Here is an 18081-nt window from a genome sequence, read left to right on the forward strand (position 1 = left end):
TCCGCCGGCGATTTTCGGCATCCGTGCTTCTGCGCGTCTTCGGTTCCTCGCGCTTCCGCACGCTCGCGGCACGGCGTTTCGTCAAAGCCGTTCGGCTCCTTTTTCCTCCCTCATACCATCGTATAGATCCGCCGCAGTTCGTCGGCCGAACGCTTCGCGTCCGCCGCCGTCACGCCTTCGATCGAAATATCGAGATGCGGCTTATACTGCTTGAGCAGCGAGCAGAGCAGTTCTTTGTTCAGCAGGCCGTCGCCGAACGGACGATCCAACCGGGGCAGCCCGTCGCCGGCCCAGAAGCCGCCTTCCCCGAATTCCAGGTCTTTGGCATGCGCCAGCACGATCCGGTCGCCCAGATTCTCGAACGCGTCGCGCATCAGCGCGTCTTGGTTCGGCAGCCGCTCTTCGTTCAGCAGATTGCAGGCGTCGAACAATAAACCGATCGTCGGCGACGGCACTTCCGACATCAGACGCTGCACATGATCGAGCGAATGCAGCGTATGGCCGGCGACCGGCTCGATCGCGAGCGTCGTGCCCCATTTCTCCGCTTCGTCGGCCAATTCGCCGACCGTCTCGCGCAGCACGTTCCATCCGTGCTCTTCGTAGCCGCTAGGATGCGAGTCCCGGTAAGCCAAGATCGAGCCGGTCTCCGTCGCGACCATGCCGCAGCCGAAATCGCGCGCCAGACGCAGCAGTTCTTTGAAACGCCGAATATCCGCGCGCCGAGCTTCTTCGTCCGGATTCACCGGATCGATATAACAGCCGAGCACCGCGATCCGCACGCCTTCCCGGTCGAACGCTTCGGCGATATGGTTCGCCAGCCCTGGACTGAGCTTGCCGGGCGAACAATCGATATCCGAGATCGCTTTGAGCAGCGCCAGTTGAACCGACGCGAATCCTTCTTCCGCCACCTTGCGCGCCAATTCGGCGACAGGCAGCTTGCCGTAAGTGTGGGCCAGAATTCCGAGCTTCATCCCTATCTTTCCTCCTCAGAATCGACAACGGGCCGCGGAAACGACGACGGGACTGTCCCGCCGCTGCTTCCGCGGCCCGCATCGAGTAGATTAGCATTCCGCGGACTGCCTTTTAACGAATCATCCAACCGCCGTCCACGCAGAGCACATGGCCGTTGACGTAATCGGCTGCCGACGAAGACAGGAATACGGCCGGTCCGCCCACGTCTTCGCCCGTTCCCCAGCGTCCGGCCGGGATACGTACCGTGATCGAATCCGTACGGTCTTTGTCTTCGCGGATCGGCGCCGTATTGTCGGTCGACATGTAGCCCGGCGCGATCGCGTTGACCTGCACGCCTTTGGAAGCCCACTCGTTGGCGAACGCTTTGGTCAATCCCGCCACGCCGTGCTTGCTCGCCGTATAACCCGGAACGTTGATCCCGCCTTGGAACGACAGCATCGAAACGATATTGATGATCTTGCCGCTTCCGCGCTCGACCATATGATTGCCGACGAGCTGCGTCAGGTAGAAGACGGTCTTCAAGTTGATATCCAGCACGTCGTCGAAATCTTCCCAGCTATGTTGGGAGATCGGCGTACGCCGGATGATGCCCGCATTGTTGATCAGGATATCGATGCGGCCTTCGAAAGCCAAGCATTGTTTAACGACGTCTTCCAGTTCTTCCTTCTTGCTGAGATCGGCTTGAATATCGTAAGCTTTGCGGCCGAGCGCCCGGACTTTCTCCGACGTGTCCGAACAGGACGAATACGATACCGCGATGATGTCGGCTCCTGCTTCCGCCAAAGCCAACGCCATGCCTTGACCGAGTCCGCCGCTTGCCCCCGTTACCAGTGCCACTTTGCCGCTAAGGTCGAACATGCTCATCTTCATTTCCTCCCGAATCGTGATGCCGGACCCGCCGAAGCTTTTAGGCTTATGCCTCCCGATCGCCGCTTCCGTCGTCCAGCCGAATGTTTTTTTGCGCGAAAATTTCTTTTTGCGAAGCCTCGATCCCGCCGTCGGTGACGATCACGTCCAGCTCGCCGCAGTCCGCGAACGTCCACAGCGCGAACTTGCCGAACTTCTGGTGCTCGACGACGCCGAACACCTGCCGGGCCGTCTTGACCAGCGCTTTCTTGTACGGCACGAGATCTCCGGTATAGATCGAAGCGCCGAGTTCGGCATGCAGCGCCGTCGCCGACAAGAACGCTTTGCTGATATTCAGCCCCGAGACGAATTCCGCGCTCCCCGGCCCGATCAGCACGTTGCGGACCCGCTCGCCGCCCGGCACGACCAGACGGATCTTGTCTTTGCGCGCCAGCTCGCTAAGAATGAACAGATCGTTGGTCACGACGGTAAGCGGCGCGTTCTCGAGCTGACGAGCCATCTCCAGCGTCGTGCCGCCCCCGTCGAGCGCGACAATGTCGCCCGGTTCGATATAACGAAGCGCGCGGGCCGCGATCTCCGCTTTCTCCGACGCGTGCTTCTCCGCCGCTCCCCGGGAAGAAAGGATGCCGAACTGATCGTTCTGGGCCAGCATCGCGCCGCCGTGCACCCGCACCAGCAGTCCTTTCTCCTCCAGCCGCGCCAGATCTTCGCGAATCGTCTTGCCGGTAACGTCCAGCAGCGAACTGAGTTCGCCTACGCCGATCTCTTGACGTTCGATCAGGATCTCCATAATTTTCTCGTGCCGTTTCAATGCGTTCATAAGTCCAATAGCTCCTATCCGCGAAAAGTCAATTAGGATCTATTTTAAGTCTTTCATATCCACGGCGTCCATATCGTCGAACAGTTGGTTCTCTCCGCCCATCGCCCAGCAGAACGTGTAATTGTTCGTGCCGACGCCGCTGTGGATCGACCAGCTCGGGGAAATGACGGCCTGCTGATTGCGGACGACCAGATGGCGGGTCTCCTGCGGTTCGCCCATGAAATGGAATACCGCGGCGTCTTCCGGCATATTGAAGTACAGATAGACTTCCGAGCGGCGGTTATGCGTATGGCACGGCATCGTGTTCCACATATTGCCCGGCTCGAGTTCCGTGATGCCCATAACGAGCTGGCAGCTCTCGATGCCGCCCGGCAGAATATATTTGTTGATCGTGCGCTCGTTCGAACTGTCGATGCTGCCCAGATGCGCTTTGATCGCTTCGCCTTGACCGGCTTTGCGCGTCGGATACGCTTTGTGCGCCGGCGTCGAGACCAGATAGAACTTGGCCGGAGCGCCGCCGTCTTCGCTTTTGAACGTCACGTCTTTAACGCCGAGTCCGACGTAGAGACATTCGTTTTTGCCGACTTCGAAAACTTCTCCGTCCGCCGTGACCGTGCCCGCGCCGCCGACGTTGATGATTCCGGCTTCGCGCCGCTCCAAGAAGAAGTCCGCGCCGATCTGCTTCAGGTCCACTTCCAGCTTGATTTCTTTGGATACGGGAACGGCCGAACCGACGATATACCGATCCACATGGGAGTAAACGGTTACAAGTTCGTCGGGCGCAAACAGCGTTTCGATCAGGAACTCTTCCCGCAGGCGCGTCGTATCGAAAGTCTTAACGTCGTTCGGGTGAGACGAATAGCGATTTTCCACAAAGATTCATCCTTTCAAGGTGAGTTTCGATTGAACGTCCGGATACCGGTCGACTACGACGAGATACGAAATGAACGTTTATATAGGTTCATTTTAGTTCATTGACTACGTTTTGTACAGCCGTTTTTCGAAATGAGGTTCAGGCGATCTCGAGCGAGTGCCGCGAACCTGCTGCGCGCGGAGAACGATTCAGCTTTTCCTAAGCTTGCTTTCATTTTCTTTTCATGCGCAAGTCTTATACTATATAGATAGATTAGAGGTTCGGAGGGAAACAACGTGAACGCACGCCTACTGAGAAAAATCGATCCCGTTCCGGCGCTTCTCGCGTTGGTCGCCCTGACGCTGACGCTGATGAACATCTCGAAATCGGGCAATCTGAACGGGTATTACACGGCGGCCGTCACCAGCATGAGCCAGAGCTTGCATAACTTTTTCTTCAATTCTTTCGATCCCGGCGGCTTTATCTCGATCGACAAACCGCCGGTCGCGTTCTGGCTGCAAACGATCAGCGTGAAGCTGTTCGGGCTGCATGCTTGGAGTCTGGCCCTGCCCTCGGCGCTGGCGCTTGCCGGTTCGGTGATCCTGCTCTATCTGATCGTCCGCTCTTCGTTCGGTCTGGCCGCGGCGCGCTTTGCCGCGCTGTTCCTCACGCTGACGCCGATCGCCGTGGCCGTCAGCCGGACCAACAACGTGGACAGCGTGCTGGTGTTCTTCTTGGTGCTGGCCGCCTACGTCTTGAACCGGGCCGTGCGAAGCGGAAAAATCGGAACGTTGTGCCTCGCCTTCGCGCTGGTCGGCGTCGGCTTCAACACCAAGATGATGCAGGCGTATCTGGTACTGCCCGCTTTCTATCTGTTCGTGCTGATCGCTCGGCGCTTAAGCTGGCGGCAGACGTTCAAGCAGTTGGCGGCCGCCACGGCCGTCTTGATCGCCGTCTCGCTCTCTTGGGCCGTCGCCGTCGACAGCCGGCCGGCCGATCATCGTCCTTACGTAGGCAGCACGCAGCACAACTCGGTGCTGGAGCTGGCGCTCGGTTATAACGGCATCGGACGGCTGACCGGCAATCTGTCCGGCAGCCTCTCGGCTATTCTCGAACAGTCGAAGATCGAGCGGCAGGAAGCGACGATCGGTCCGGTCGGCTCCGTGCTTATGCCCGGGCTGGACAACGGGCAGGCCGAAGAGACCGGCCTGTCGAACCTCGGCCTCGGCCAGCCCGCCGAGCCGCAGGGATTCCGGACCGCGGCCGTCAGTTCCGGCATGATGAATTCGAGTACCGAAGACGGCCCGCCGGGCTGGCTGCGGTTGTTCGACGTCAAGCTCGCCGGACAGATCAGCTGGCTGCTGCCGTTCGCGCTGTTCGGCGCGATCCTGCTGTGGGTTCGCCGCCCCGAGCGGCGGGCGGATATCCTGCTGTGGGTCGGCTGGCTGCTGCCGATGATCGTCGTCTTCAGTCTGGCGGGATATTTCCACCGCTATTACCTGATCACGCTGGCGCCGGGCATCGCGGCGCTCGCGGGAGCGGCCCTCGCCGAGCTGTGCCGCTCCCCGAAGCCGGGCTGGCTGCTGCCCGGCTGGGCGATCGCTTTCGGCACGGCGGCCTACATCGCCTACGACGACGGCTATACGGCGATCGCGATCGCCGCGCTTGCCGGAGGCGCGCTGGCGCTGCCGCTGCTGCGGCTGAGAGGAGCCGCCGGGCCGAAGGCGGCTCTGGCACTGGGGCTGGCGGCGCTGATGGCCGCGCCGGCTTGGTGGTCGCTGACGCCGGGCCTGTACGGCGGCAGCGCGCGGCAGCCTTATGCGTCGCCGCATCTGGCCGACGGCGGCGGCAGTTGGAGCCATGACGCCCCGGCGCTGAACGGGGCGCTGGTCGATTATATGGAGCGCAACCGTGGAACCGCGAAATATCTGGCGGTCATGCCGTCTTCCAACAGCGGAGCCGCCGCTCTGATCATTCAGACCCGCGAACCGGTGCTCACGTGGGGCGGATTCAAAGGCGTCGATCCCGCGCTCGGAATCGACGGCTTGCAGCGCAAGATCGAAGACGGCGAGGTGCGCTACGTGCTGTTGGAAGGCAATCACAGCGCCCGCGATCCGATCACGTTATGGGCCAAAGCCAACGGGCGGCTCGTTCCGGAATCGGAATGGAACGCGTCCTCGCCGATCGCGAAGAAGACTTTCGACGAGAACAGCAAAACGCCCGAGCGGGTGACGGATACCGTCATCAAAGTCGCCGGAGCGCTCGGCGTCGTGCCGGAGTACAGCTTATACGACATGAAAAAAGAGGAGTGAAACGGTGACGCCGTCCAAACCCGTCAAAGTCTCTGCCAGACCGCTGCGCTTCGCCGTCGTCGGCGTATCCAATACGCTGGTCGACTTTCTGGTTTTTTTCCTGCTGCAAGGCTTGATCGGTCCGATCGCGCAGGCCGTCGGTTACGCCGCCGGTACGGCCAACAGCTATTATTGGAACCGCCGCTGGACGTTCAAGACCGATCAGCCTCGGCAAAAAGGCGAACTGACCCGTTTTCTGGTCGTCAACGTCACCGTGGCTCTGCTGACGACCGCCCTGCTGTCGCTGCTGAATCTGTTTATGCCCGTCTGGGCGGCCAAAGTGCTGGTCACCGTGCCCGGCATGGCGCTCAATTATGTCTTGAGCAAGGTCTGGGTCTTCCGCCCCGCCGCGACGGATAAACCGAATCTTTGAACGGAACCGGCGCTGCCGCGCGCGGACGATGCTTCTTATGAAAATAAACCGCAAAAAAACCGCTAAGCTTTCGATATCGAAAGCTTAGCGGTTTTTGCTGCATAAGCGCAGAATTCCTCGACGCCGAAGCAGGTATGAAGATTCCGACTCGTACGAGTCCACTCGCTACGCCAGCAGCGCGCGAATGCGAGCCGCCAGCTTCTCCGCCGCACGGGCATGGGTGACCGCGGACGGATGGCCGTCCGAGCCGTATCCGTCTTCCGCCCGCTGAACGTCGAAGCGCATGGCCGACACGCGTTCGTCGCCGGTCTCCGACACGTAACGCGCGACGGCTTGTTCGACGAACGGACACAGACGGTCGCCCATGATGCCGAGCGTGCACAGAATCGCGGCTTGCGGGCTGCGGCGTCTGACCGTGTGCAGGAACTCCGCATACCGTTCCGCGAATTCCGCCTGCCGGTCCGCATGATCCTGCGCGTACGAATCGTCGTTCGTGCCGAGATTGATCACGATCAGGTCCGGCGCGAATCGTTCGAAGTCCCATTCGACCGTCAGCGGGTCCAACGTTCCGTCCAACCGGCCTTCCGACTTCGCCAGCTTCTCGTAATAGTCGGGCAGAATATGCGTCAGCAGTTTTTCCCCGTTGTCGGTATAGCCCGAGATAATGCCGTAGCCGCTGTAGGAGACGAGGCTGTAATCCGCTCGAAGCGTCTGCGCGGTCAGATAAGCATAAGCGCGAGTCGCGTCTTCGGTCGCCGTGGAAAACGGATTCTGTCCGCTCTCGTCGTCCACGCCGTAGCCGCATGTGATGGAGTCGCCGATCACTTCGATCTTCAGATCGCGCGCCGGAGCCGGTTCGATCGTTGCTTCCGTCTCGAGTCTAATCTCTTCGATCCCGACCGTCGACATGGCCGCTTCCGACAGCTTGATAATCTCGATTTCGACCGGCTCTTCGATCTCGCCGTCGAACACCGTATACGTCTTGATCGGGCGATCCATCAGATCTTCGACGACCCGTTTGCCGTTGACGTTGATGCCGATGCGGGCGAAGTTCTCCGTCCCCTGCGCCGTGCCGTCGCCTTTCAGCACGATCTCGGCTTTTCGGCCGACGAACGAAAACGCCGCTCCGCTTCCCGACAGCGCCAGCCATAGCGAACCGTTATATTCGTGCGTCCTGCCTAGACTTTTTACCGTTTCCCGATTGGCTTTGAAGATTTTCATGCTTGCGGTTGCTCCCCTTTTTCCCGATTATCCTGAATATGAACCCGAATCGCGATGTCTTGATCGTGGTTGCCGAAGCCGGCTCCGTACAGCGTCAGCCCGCCTACATGTTCCGCTTGTTCGTCGACCGTAAAGCGCAGCGTCCAGAAAGGCTCTTCCAGCCGCAGATCCGCCAATGTGGCGTCCGACATCCGTTCCCCATCGATCGTCGTGCCGAACGCGTCGATGCGGATCGTTTTCAGCAGGCCGTACTGATTGACGTTGCGATGCCACCACGCGGGCGTATGCCGGCCTCGCGCCGCGCGTCCGAAGTCGGCCGGGCTGGTCCATGTACCGAGCCGTACGCTGTTGAAGTCAAAAGCGATATCGGAAGGCCAATCGTCGCGCAGCCCCGGCGCTTCGGAAGCCAGTTCCATAGAAATCTCGATTGCTTCGGCGGACTGCTGCGGCAGCAGGTAATTCGGCGTTTTGTATTCGACGAACCCTCGCCCGAACCAGAGAATGGCGGCTTGCACGCGTTCGGGATCGAGAAAATAACGCGGGTCGTCCCATACGCCGATCTCTTTCTCCAACGTGCCGAGGCCGCAGGTAGGCCAAATCTCGAATGCCGTATAATGCCCGATGGCGATCGACTGCTCGAGGATCTGCTTTTCGTCTGTTTTCGCCGGCAGTTCGATCTCGATCTTCCGCTCTTTGAGATAACAGAGCTTATGCGTGCCTCCGCCGATCCTGACGCGCCGACTGCCGCTCAGACCGGCTTCTTCCAGTTTGCGGACATGCATCGTCACGATCGACGCGCTGAGATTCAGGCGGGCGGCCAGCTCTTTGACATTGATCTCTTCTTCGGCCAACAAGGCCATCATCTTCCATCGTACCTCGCTTGCCAGCGCTTCGTACAGCGGCAGATATTGCCGTTCCCGGTTTGCCCGGATCATTCCCGAACCTCCTTCCGTCGCTGAAATCGCATTTATGTTCATTCAAGCGATTTTGTGCGTTTGAGCGCTTGTTACGCATTGTAAGCCTTATCAATATATCGTTTAATAACGGTATTGTCGATAACGTTTTAGTTCAATCGTACAGCAGGTATGGATTCGCGAAAACAAGAATCGAAGAAGGAGCGTTTTATGAAATACAAAAATCCGGTCGTCAAAGGCTTTTACCCCGATCCCAGCGTATGCAAAGTCGGAGACACTTATTACCTGGTATGCAGTTCGTTTCAATATTTCCCTGGCGTTCCGCTGTTCGAGAGCCGGGACCTGATCAATTGGACGCAGATCGGCCACTGTCTGACGCGCGAGAGCCAAGTGCAGCTTCGCCGCGTCAACAGTTCGGGCGGCGTCTTCGCGCCGACGATCCGCCATCACGACGGGCGCTTCTATATGACTACCACCAACGATACCACGCATCAAAATTTCTACGTCTGGACCGACGATATTCGCGGCGAATGGTCCGAACCGATCTTCGTCGATCAGGGCGGCATCGATCCGGATCTGTATTTCGAAAACGGGCGGGCCTTCTTTATGAGCAACGGCATGGACGACGAAGGCAGCTCGGGCGTCGTGCAGTGCGAACTCGATATCGAGACGGGCGCCAAACGTTCGCCGAGCCGCACGATCTGGCAAGGAACGGGAGGACGTTATCTGGAAAGCCCGCATATGTACAAGATCGACGGCCGGTATTATCTGATGGCGGCGGAAGGCGGCACGGAATACGGACATATGGTCGTCTACGCGCGCGGCGACTCGCTGCACGGACCGTTCGAGTCCTATTCGGCCAATCCCGTGCTGACTAATCGCGATCTCGGCGGGTACGAGCTTCAAGGCGTCGGCCACGGCGATCTGGTCGAAGACGGGAACGGCCATTGGTGGATGCTGCATCTGGGTTTCCGTCAGATCGGACGCTGGCTGACTTATCACCATCTCGGGCGCGAGGTCTTCCTGACGCCGGTGACGTTCGGCGAAGACGGTTGGTTTACCGCGGGACATGACGGAATAACGCTGACTTCGTTCAATACCGATCGGATTCCGGACACGGTCGTGCAGCAGGAAAAGAAGGTCTACACGTTCGGCAATACGGATTGGAATCTGGATTGGAGTTACCTGCGTCATCCGGCGGCGGAAAACTATACGCTGAGCGTCGATCGCGCCGTGCTGCGAGGCACCGACGTGACGCTCGACGCGGCTTCTTCTCCGACCTTTATCGGGCTGCGCCAGAAAGATTTCGATGCGACGATCGCCTGCGAGATCGAGCTGTCCGGCGGCGAAGGCGAGGCCGGTCTTACGCTGTACATGGACGAGAACCATCATTACGACTTGGCGCTGCGCCGCGGTTCGGCCGGCTGCGAAGCCATCCTGCGCTTGAACGTCGGCGATATCAAATCGGTCGAACGTCGGGTCGCGCTGAACGAAACACGAACGACGAAGCTGAGGATTCGTTCGGGACACGAACGCTACCATTTCTTTCTGGTGCAAGGCGATCGGGAAATCGCGATGGGAACGGCGCAGACCCGATATCTGTCGTCCGAAGTGGCCGGCGGGTTCACGGGCGTCTTGATCGGCCTGTACGCCGTCGGCGAAGGAACGGAATCGGCCTTTGTCGAATTCGAATGTGCATACGCGTAAATATCGAACGTTTGCGCTTTGCCGATCGGATCGGCCGATAAACGCGGCTGCGCGATCGCATCTTCTTTTTCCGGGAGGTTAGCGTGAATATTCCTCAAGGCACTTACGGCTTTCGGTTCACCGAAGGCCACGACCTGCCGCTGGGCAAGCTGTTCGCGGTCGGCCATTCGACCGTGGATACCGCGGATTACGTCTGGGACGGGCTGAAGCGGACGGACGGCCCTCTGCTGCTGTTCCAATATACGCTGTCGGGCGAAGGCGTATACGAAACGGAAGGACGCACTTATCGGGTGCCTGCCGGACATGCTCTGCTCGCCGAGATTCCGAGTCCGCACCGTTATTATTACGAACCGGGTTCCGCAGAACCTTGGACGTTCCTGTTCGTGCTGCTGCGGCCGGATCTGATCTTGAAGCATTGGCACAAATATCGGTACGGTACGGGCAGCATCGCCCGTCTCGAACCGGACAGTCCGCCGATTCGACTGCTGCGCCTGATGGTGGCCGACGCCGCGGCGGGCCGTATCGCCGATCCGTTCGCCGCTTCTTCGTGGGTGTACCAATTCATGACCGAATTGGTCCGGCTTCAAGTGAACGATCGGCGCGACCGCTCGAATTGGCCGGATTCCGTCCGGCTTACCGCCGAGTTTATCGAACGGCATTACGCGCGCATGATCGGCATCGAGCAGTTGGCCGACCGGGTATCTTTGTCCAAATACCATCTGATTCGCCGCTTCTCGGCCAGCACGGGCGTAACGCCGGGAGCTTACCTCGCGCGCGTGCGAATCGAGCAGGCGATGGAACTGCTCCGTGGAACGGAGCTGCCGATCGAAGAGATTGCCGAGCAAGTCGGGTATTCCAGCGGCAGCTATTTTATCAAAGTGTTCCGCCGCCTTACGAACCTGACGCCCGGGCAGTTCCGTCACGGCGGCGAAAGTCTGGTTTATCGAAAACTGTTTCTGGATTGAATCTACGGCCCAAGCGATCATGAACCGCAATATCGTACAATTTCCCCGTCAAAAACGTCGTGGATGGCGATCCGCTTGTTTCTTATGATGGTATCGGAAGTGCAATAAGCTTCGATTCCAATCAAAGGAGAACGAACATGGATCACAAACAGGTTGCCCCGACTCCTCCGCTCGGCTGGAACAGTTGGGATTGTTACGGCGCGGCCGTCACCGAAAAAGAAATCCGCGGCAACGCGGAATATATGGCTTCTCGTTTGAAAGAATACGGCTGGTCGTATATCACCGTAGATATTCAATGGTACGAGCCTCATGCGAACTCTTCGCAATACCGCCCGTTCGTGCCGCTGATCATGGACGAATACTCCCGCCTGATGCCGGCCGAAAATCGTTTTCCTTCGGCGGCCGGCGGAGCGGGCTTCAAGCCGTTGGCGGATTACGTGCACAGTCTCGGATTGAAGTTCGGCATTCATATCATGCGCGGAATTCCGCGGCAGGCCGTTCATGCCGATACGCCGTTATTGAATACGTCGGCCACGGCGCGCGATATCGCCCATCCGAATTCGATCTGTCCGTGGAATACCGACATGTACGGCGTCGACGCTTCGCGAGAAAGCGCGCAGGCTTATTACGATTCGCTGTTCGAACTGTATGCTTCGTGGGGCGTGGATCTGGTCAAAGTCGACGATATCGCGGCTTCCCGGCTGTACGATACGCATCAACCGGAGATCGAACTCATTTCCCGGGCAATCGAGCGCTGCGGACGCCCGATGGTACTGAGCTTGTCGCCGGGCCCCGCTCCGGTCGAGCATGCGGACTTCTTCGCGGATCACGCCAATATGTGGCGGGTCACCGACGACTTCTGGGATCTGTGGCCGCTGCTGCTCGATATGTTCGACCGCTGCCGCAGCTGGCAGGGCGTTCCCGCGCCCGGCTGCTGGCCGGACTGTGATATGCTGCCGCTTGGCCATATCGGCATCCGCTCGGTCGACGGCGGCGGAGCCGACCGCTGGACCCGGTTTACGCGCGACGAACAGCGTACGATGATGTCGCTCTGGAGCATCTTCCGCTCCCCGCTGATCTTCGGCGGCGAGCTGCGCGACTGCGACGAATGGACGCTCTCGCTGCTGACCAATCGCGAAGTGCTGGAGATGCACCGCGAGAGCAACGGCGCGCAAGAAGCGCTGCGCGACGGAGATCTGATCGTCTGGACGGCCGACCATCCGGACGGCAGCCGTTACGTCGCCGCGTTCAACGTCGGCGAAGAGACGCGCGCTTTCGCCGTCTCGGTCGAACAAGCGGGACTAAGCGCAGGCGTTTCCGGTCATGAGCTGTGGAGCGGCGAAGCGGTCGCGGCCGAAAGCGATACGCTGCATGCGGAGATCGCTTCGCACGGCGTCAAGCTGTACCGGCTTCGGTAAAAGGATCGTTTAAGTTCCGATGCGGCCATGCTCCGGCCGATCAGACCGAAGCCCGATCTCAAAGGCGAGCATTGTCGGCCTACGCTTTCGAAGCAGCTTTCTACGAAACCCTGTACTCGCTGAATCCCATTCCCTGCCGTCTCGATTCCAGCGATGCTCGGACTTTCTCGACATTTTGACCCGATCTTATTCAGATCGGGTCTTTGAACTGCTCTCGGAAGCCGAGTAAGCGTGAGAACCGAATTTTCGTAGACGTATGAAGTAAAGACGCTGCGCTAACGGATCGCAGATTCGTTAGAAGCGCAAAACTCCCCTTTTCGAACTCTTAACGGATCGTCGATTCGTTAGCCGGCCGATTCGCCTCTTTTCGTGCCGAAAATCCGCTCATTTTCCTGCTAAGCGTCATCTGAATCCGTTAGAATTCCAAAACCGCTCCGAATGCCCGCTAAGCGTCGCGTCGATCCGTTAGAAAACGCATGCCGAGTCGAATGATCATGCCGCATACGGGCAAAATCGCAGCGCGGCTCTTGAACGGCAAAGTCGGCTGCAAACAAAAAAAGCGAGCACATAGCTTCGGCGAGCGGCTTCGGAGATCAAAGCTTCTTGCGTCATCCGGACGCTTCTCGAGTGCTCACGCTTATCCGTTCAGGCAAAAAAAAGAGCCCGCATGAGCGGCAAAGTCGCGAAGCCGAAGCTCCGTGATTTGCCGCAAGCGGACTCTTTGTACGCTGAGCTCTATATTGAGCCAAGCGCCGTTCTACATTTTCATGCCGATCTGGTTGTTGCCCATGATCCAGATGGAACCGACTACGATCGTCAGCAGGATCAGAATCCCGAAGATGAGCGTAATGGCGTTCCAACGCGGCTGTTCGCCGTCGCGGATATGCATGAAGAACACCAACTGCACGAGGAATTGCAGCGTTGCGGTAACCATGATGACGGCGATGGTCGCCGTGCGTCCCATCATGTCGTTCATGACGACGACGAGCGGGATGATGGTCAGAACGATCGAAATGATATAACCGATGACGTAGGACTTCACCGAGCCGTGCTCGTGACGCTCTCCGCCGTGGCTGTTGTGCGTGTTGTTGTGATCCGCCATCTTACATCACCTCCATCAGGTACACGATCGAGAGCAGGAAGATCCAGACCGCGTCCAAGAAGTGCCAGTACAAGCTGAATACCGTAACTTTGCCCTTCGTATCGGCATTCAGACCTCGGCGAACGATCTGGATGATGATCGAGATCATCCATCCGATACCGATGGTTACGTGGACGCCGTGCGTGCCGACGAGCGTGAAGAACGCCGACCAGAACGCGCTGGTTTGCAGCGTCGCGCCTTCATGCACCAGCTCGACGAACTCCGTCAATTCGAGCGCAAGGAAGCCCGCGCCCAGCAGTCCGGTAATGACAAGCCAGATGATCATCGGCTTGACTTTGTTCTGATGCATGGCCAGAACGGCCAGACCGCTGGTGAAGCTGCTTGTGAGGAGCAGGAACGTTTCGGCGATAACGCCCGTCATGTTGAACAGATCCGCTCCGCCCTCGAAGCCGTTCGTGTTGTTGCGAAGCACGATGAACGTCGCGAACAACGTCGAGAACAAGATAACGTCGGTTACAAGGAAAATCCAGAAACCGAGCAGTTTGATATCCTGCGGGTCGTGATGACCCGCAGCGTGATGATCGTGATGATCCGAGCCATGTGCCGGAGACTGTGCCATTATACCGCGCCCCCTCTCAACGTCGCTTCGGTTCTTTCAATTTCCTCAACCGGAATGTAGTATTCCGCTTTGTGAGCGCTGAAGGAACGAGCATACAAACAAATGAATACGCCGATCAGACCCGGAATCGCCATCCACAACCAGTGGAAGACCAGACCGAAACCGAGAACGAACCAGCAGATCGCCATAATGGCCGGAATCGCCGAGTTCTTCGGCATGTGGATCGGCTCGATCGGACCGAGCTGCCACGGTTTCTCGCCGCGTCTGCGGCGTTCTTTCTCTTCCCACCATTCGTCGCGACCGTGAACTTGCGGGATGACCGCGAAGTTGTACTCGGGCGCCGGCGAAGGCATGGACCATTCCAGGGTACGAGCGTCCCAGATATCGCCCGTCGTGTCTTTCTCGTGACGGAAGATGCTGTAACCGATCTGCGCCACTTGGAACAGGAAGGCCAGACCCATGATGTACGCGCCGATCGTCGAAACGACGTTCAGGCCTACCCAGTTCGGATCGCTGAATACGCTGATCCGGCGCGTCATGCCGTCGAGACCGACGAGGTACTGCGGCATGAAGCAGACGTAGAAACCGATGTTCCAGAGCCAGAATGCCCATTTGCCGAGGTATTCGTTGAGTTTGAAACCGAACATCTTCGGCCACCAGTAGTACAGGCCCGCGAAGTAACCGAATACGACGCCGCCGATCAGCACTTGGTGGAAGTGGGCGATCAGGAAGTAACTGTTGTGGAACTGGAAGTCCGCCGGTGCGACCGACAGCATGACCCCGGTCATCCCGCCGACGACAAACGCCGGAATGAACGCGATGGTCCACATCATCGGAGTCGGGAAGGTGATCCGTCCCTTATACATCGTGAACAGCCAGTTGAAGATCTTGACCCCGGTCGGGATCGCGATGATCATGGTCGTCACGGCGAAGAAGGCGTTAACGTTCGCGCCGGAGCCCATCGTGAAGAAGTGGTGAGCCCAAGTGAAGAACGAGATGATACTGATGATAACCATGGCGAATACCATCGAAGCGTAGCCGAACAACCGTTTTCTCGCGAAGGTTGCCACCGTTTCGGAGAAGACGCCGAAGGCCGGCAGAACGACGATATACACTTCCGGGTGACCCCACATCCAGATGAGGTTGATATACATCATCGGGTTGCCGCCGCCGTCGAGCGTGAAGAAATGGGCGCCGAAGAAGCGGTCCATGAACAGCAGCAGCAGCGTGATCGTCAGAATCGGGAAAGCGAAGATGATCGTCGTCGAAGCGGCGAATACCGACCAAGTGAACATCGGCATTTTCATCATCGTCATGCCCGGAGCACGCATCTTAAGGATCGTAACGATAAAGTTGATACCGGACGCGAGCGAGCCGATACCGGAGATCTGGATACCCCAGATATAGAAGTTCTGTCCGACGCCCGGGTTGAACTGCGAACCGGAGAGCGGCGGATAAGCGAGCCAGCCGGCGTCAGGCGAACCGCCGATGACGAACGACAGGTTGAACAGCATCGCGCCGGCGAAGAACAGCCAGAAGCTCAGCGAGTTCAGGTAAGGGAACGCGACGTCGCGCGCGCCGATCTGAAGCGGCACGACGATGTTGAACAGACCGAACATCAGCGGCATGGCCATGAAGAAGATCATGACGACGCCGTGCGTGGTGAAGATCTGGTTATAGTGTTCCGGTTCCAGGAAGTTCAGGTCCGGGAAAGCGAGCTGCGTCCGCATCATGACGGCGTCTACGCCGCCGCGGAACAGCATGACGATCGCGGCCAGGATGTACATGATGCCGATCTTCTTATGATCGACGGTCGTAATCCAGTTTCTCCAGAGCCAGCCCCATTTTTTGAAGTACGTCAGTACGAACACGATCCCCAGCGTGGCCAGAACGATAGATACGTCGGCGCCGTAGATCAGCGGATCGCCCGTTACAAAAAACTCGGATGCGAACTCTTTGATATTTTCGAGCATTAGGGAGCTCCTTTCGTTGCTTGGTTATCGCGGTTTCGAAGTCGGGCCTAGGCCGCTTCTCAATGTCCGCTGTGCGTGGAAGAAGGCTCTTCCGAGTTCGCTTCCGCCGTCTGCTTGCCGTTGTCGGATTCGCCGGCCTGCGCGCTTCCGTGCTGATGCAGCTCGGCGCCTTCATGCATATACTTCGTTACGATCTGATCGTACATGCCTTCCGGGAAAGAAGCGAACAGCTTCGGTTCTTCTTTCTCGCTCGGCTCCGACAATTTCTCGTAACCTTCGGCAGTGAGCTGCTCCGGCGAACTCTTCGCTTCGCTTACCCACTTGTCGTAATCGTCCTGACTTACGGCGTTCACGTCGAACGTCATGTTGGCGAAATGTTCGCCCGTGAAGTTCGCTCCGGTACCGAAGTATTTGCCCGGTTCGTCCGCTTGCAGATACAGGGCCATCGACATGCCCGACATCGCGTAGATCTGTCCGCCGAGTTCAGGAACCCAGAACGAGTTCATCGGAGAATCGGCCGTCAGTTCGAAACGGACTTGCTTGCCTTCCGGGATGGTTACGGTGTTCACCGTGGCGATCCCTTCTTCCGGATAGAGGAACAGCCATTTCCAGTTCAGCGATACCGCTTGAACGACGACTTCGTCCTGATCCGAAGCGAGCGCTTTGGACGGTTCGAGTTCGTGCGTGTAGCGGATCGTGATGATGGCCAGGATCGCGATGATCACGATCGGAATTCCCCACCAGATCGTTTCCAGCAGGTTGTTGTGTGCCCATTCCGGCTTATAATCGGCTTTCTTGTTGCTGGCGCGGTAACGCCATACGATGACGAAGGTGATAATCAGCACCGGCACGATAATGATCGAGCAGAGTAGCGTGGTGATGATGATCAGGTCCAGCTGTTTGTCCGCAATCGGGCCTTTCGGATCGAGAACCATATAATTCCCGCATCCCGAGAGCAGCAGCATCGTCAGAACAAGAGTGACGGCCGAGAAAGCTGCACGAACGAGCGATCTTCGTTTTTTGCTCATGTGGATCCCCTCTCCTTGTTGAACGCTCAAGTCATTCGATAAGCATTTCACACAATAAAACGCAACTTTGATTCTACACTTAAAGATACCAGAATTGAACAGCTTTTTCGAAAAGTTTTGACTTTGTTAACAAAGATGTCAAACAATCCGACGCATTTGGTGATATTGGGCCTTGAAAAAGCTCCTTTACGCAAGTGAAAGAAAGCTCAATCTTCGTTTTCCGCAAAAAAATCGACTAAAACCGCCAATAAAAGCGCCTCGAACGCTCAACGGAACTTTCTTTCCATAACCGGCTATTTTTCCGCTCCCTCCTCACTTTATTTCAAATTTTAATTTTTCTCTTCCTTTATATATTCTTAATAGCCTTTAACGTCTTCGCGTCTGATCTTAAACATGTTTCTGCCGTTCTTTCCCCTCCTTCGCTGCCGCCGTTCCTCTATTATCGACCATTCGTTCGCCTTTTGCCTGCCGCCCCGATCGTTTTGTTCGACACTTCTGTGACATATCTCATAGCAGCCATGAAAAATCCCCGAACCGATTCCTTTCGGAATGCCGTTCGGGGATAACGTCCCGCAAAAAGCGCTTTCGCGGGAACGGTCAGTTTTCCACTTTGCCTTTGCTTTCTTCTTTGCGCATCTGCGCCATGCCTACGGCCCGGCTCAGACCGTAAATCAGAATGCTGCCGACGATAAATCCGATGCCGACCATGACCGGATAGCTCTTATCGCTGAAATTGCCGAGATCCACCACGATCATCACGATGCCGATTATCATCAATGCGACGGAAATAATAGTCGAGACCAACATTAGACCCCTGGTGTTTTTCGCTTCGCGGTTCATTGTCTTTGCTCCCTTCTCTGGATGCCGCGCTTGGCGGCTCGAATGGTCCGGTTACTTC

16 protein-coding genes are annotated in these 18081 nt (G+C 57.8%); 5 read left to right on the forward strand and 11 right to left on the reverse strand.

The window, feature by feature from the left end; all coding sequences use genetic code 11:
• Window positions 1-110 precede the first annotated feature (110 nt).
• The 4 genes from CDO73_RS25760 to kduI form a co-directional block, all read right to left on the reverse strand.
• Complete coding sequence (locus tag CDO73_RS25760; protein WP_088491364.1) at window positions 111-971, reverse strand: sugar phosphate isomerase/epimerase family protein; 861 nt, start codon at window positions 969-971, stop codon at window positions 111-113.
• Between the two features lie 112 nt (window positions 972-1083).
• On the reverse strand, window positions 1084-1836 hold the full coding sequence (kduD, locus tag CDO73_RS25765; protein ID WP_088491365.1) for a 2-dehydro-3-deoxy-D-gluconate 5-dehydrogenase KduD: 753 nt from the start codon (window positions 1834-1836) through the stop codon (window positions 1084-1086).
• A 49-nt stretch (window positions 1837-1885) separates the two neighbouring features.
• On the reverse strand, window positions 1886-2659 hold the full coding sequence (locus CDO73_RS25770; protein ID WP_088491366.1) for a DeoR/GlpR family DNA-binding transcription regulator: 774 nt from the start codon (window positions 2657-2659) through the stop codon (window positions 1886-1888).
• Window positions 2660-2698: 39 nt separating this feature from the next.
• On the reverse strand, window positions 2699-3532 hold the full coding sequence (gene kduI, locus CDO73_RS25775) for a 5-dehydro-4-deoxy-D-glucuronate isomerase (RefSeq protein WP_088491367.1): 834 nt from the start codon (window positions 3530-3532) through the stop codon (window positions 2699-2701).
• Window positions 3533-3808: 276 nt separating this feature from the next.
• Here kduI and CDO73_RS25780 point away from each other — a divergent pair, with 276 nt between their 5' ends.
• A complete protein-coding gene (locus CDO73_RS25780) occupies window positions 3809-5824 on the forward strand; it encodes a glycosyltransferase family 39 protein (RefSeq protein WP_088491368.1) in 2016 nt (671 codons plus the stop codon).
• A gap of 4 nt (window positions 5825-5828) precedes the next feature.
• A complete protein-coding gene (locus CDO73_RS25785) occupies window positions 5829-6236 on the forward strand; it encodes a GtrA family protein (protein WP_088491369.1) in 408 nt (135 codons plus the stop codon).
• Window positions 6237-6401: 165 nt separating this feature from the next.
• Here CDO73_RS25785 and CDO73_RS25790 read toward each other — a convergent pair whose 3' ends face one another.
• Entirely contained in the window at window positions 6402-7457 is a 1056-nt protein-coding gene (locus CDO73_RS25790) for an SGNH/GDSL hydrolase family protein (RefSeq protein ID WP_088491370.1), read from the reverse strand.
• Window positions 7454-8392 carry an ArsR/SmtB family transcription factor gene (locus CDO73_RS25795; RefSeq protein ID WP_088491371.1) on the reverse strand — a complete coding sequence of 313 codons (939 nt, stop codon included), beginning with the start codon at window positions 8390-8392 and terminating at the stop codon, window positions 7454-7456. Before CDO73_RS25795 ends, CDO73_RS25790 begins: the two co-directional genes overlap by 4 nt.
• A gap of 189 nt (window positions 8393-8581) precedes the next feature.
• On the opposite strand from CDO73_RS25795, the gene CDO73_RS25800 reads away from it, so the two are divergent.
• The 3 genes from CDO73_RS25800 (at window position 8582) to CDO73_RS25810 (ending at window position 12461) form a co-directional block, all read left to right on the forward strand.
• A complete protein-coding gene (locus CDO73_RS25800; RefSeq protein WP_088491372.1) occupies window positions 8582-10078 on the forward strand; it encodes a glycoside hydrolase family 43 protein in 1497 nt (498 codons plus the stop codon).
• An 83-nt stretch (window positions 10079-10161) separates the two neighbouring features.
• Window positions 10162-11043: an AraC family transcriptional regulator gene (locus CDO73_RS25805; RefSeq protein WP_088491373.1), complete on the forward strand. Its 882-nt coding sequence runs from the start codon at window positions 10162-10164 to the stop codon at window positions 11041-11043.
• 137 nt (window positions 11044-11180) lie between these two features.
• Window positions 11181-12461 carry a glycoside hydrolase family 27 protein gene (locus CDO73_RS25810; protein WP_088491374.1) on the forward strand — a complete coding sequence of 427 codons (1281 nt, stop codon included), beginning with the start codon at window positions 11181-11183 and terminating at the stop codon, window positions 12459-12461.
• A 757-nt stretch (window positions 12462-13218) separates the two neighbouring features.
• Here CDO73_RS25810 and cyoD read toward each other — a convergent pair.
• From cyoD to CDO73_RS25835, 5 genes are all read right to left on the reverse strand, one after another.
• Complete coding sequence (cyoD, locus tag CDO73_RS25815; protein WP_088491375.1) at window positions 13219-13563, reverse strand: cytochrome o ubiquinol oxidase subunit IV; 345 nt, start codon at window positions 13561-13563, stop codon at window positions 13219-13221.
• Between the two features lies 1 nt (window position 13564).
• Window positions 13565-14182 carry a cytochrome (ubi)quinol oxidase subunit III gene (locus CDO73_RS25820; RefSeq protein ID WP_088491376.1) on the reverse strand — a complete coding sequence of 206 codons (618 nt, stop codon included), beginning with the start codon at window positions 14180-14182 and terminating at the stop codon, window positions 13565-13567.
• Window positions 14182-16155, reverse strand: a complete 1974-nt coding sequence (locus CDO73_RS25825) for a cbb3-type cytochrome c oxidase subunit I (protein ID WP_088491377.1) — start codon at window positions 16153-16155, stop codon at window positions 14182-14184. The genes CDO73_RS25820 and CDO73_RS25825 overlap by 1 nt, the downstream gene beginning before the upstream one ends.
• A 59-nt stretch (window positions 16156-16214) precedes the next feature.
• The gene (gene cyoA / locus CDO73_RS25830; protein WP_088491378.1) at window positions 16215-17183 is read right to left on the reverse strand and encodes a ubiquinol oxidase subunit II; all 969 of its coding nucleotides are present in this window, start codon (window positions 17181-17183) and stop codon (window positions 16215-16217) included.
• Window positions 17184-17780: 597 nt separating this feature from the next.
• Window positions 17781-17987, reverse strand: coding sequence for a hypothetical protein (locus CDO73_RS25835; RefSeq protein WP_143536187.1), 207 nt, complete (start codon window positions 17985-17987; stop codon window positions 17781-17783).
• Between the last annotated feature and the right edge of the window lie 94 nt (window positions 17988-18081).

Source organism: Saccharibacillus sp. O23 (assembly GCF_002205895.1).
Lineage (GTDB): Bacteria > Bacillota > Bacilli > Paenibacillales > Paenibacillaceae > Saccharibacillus.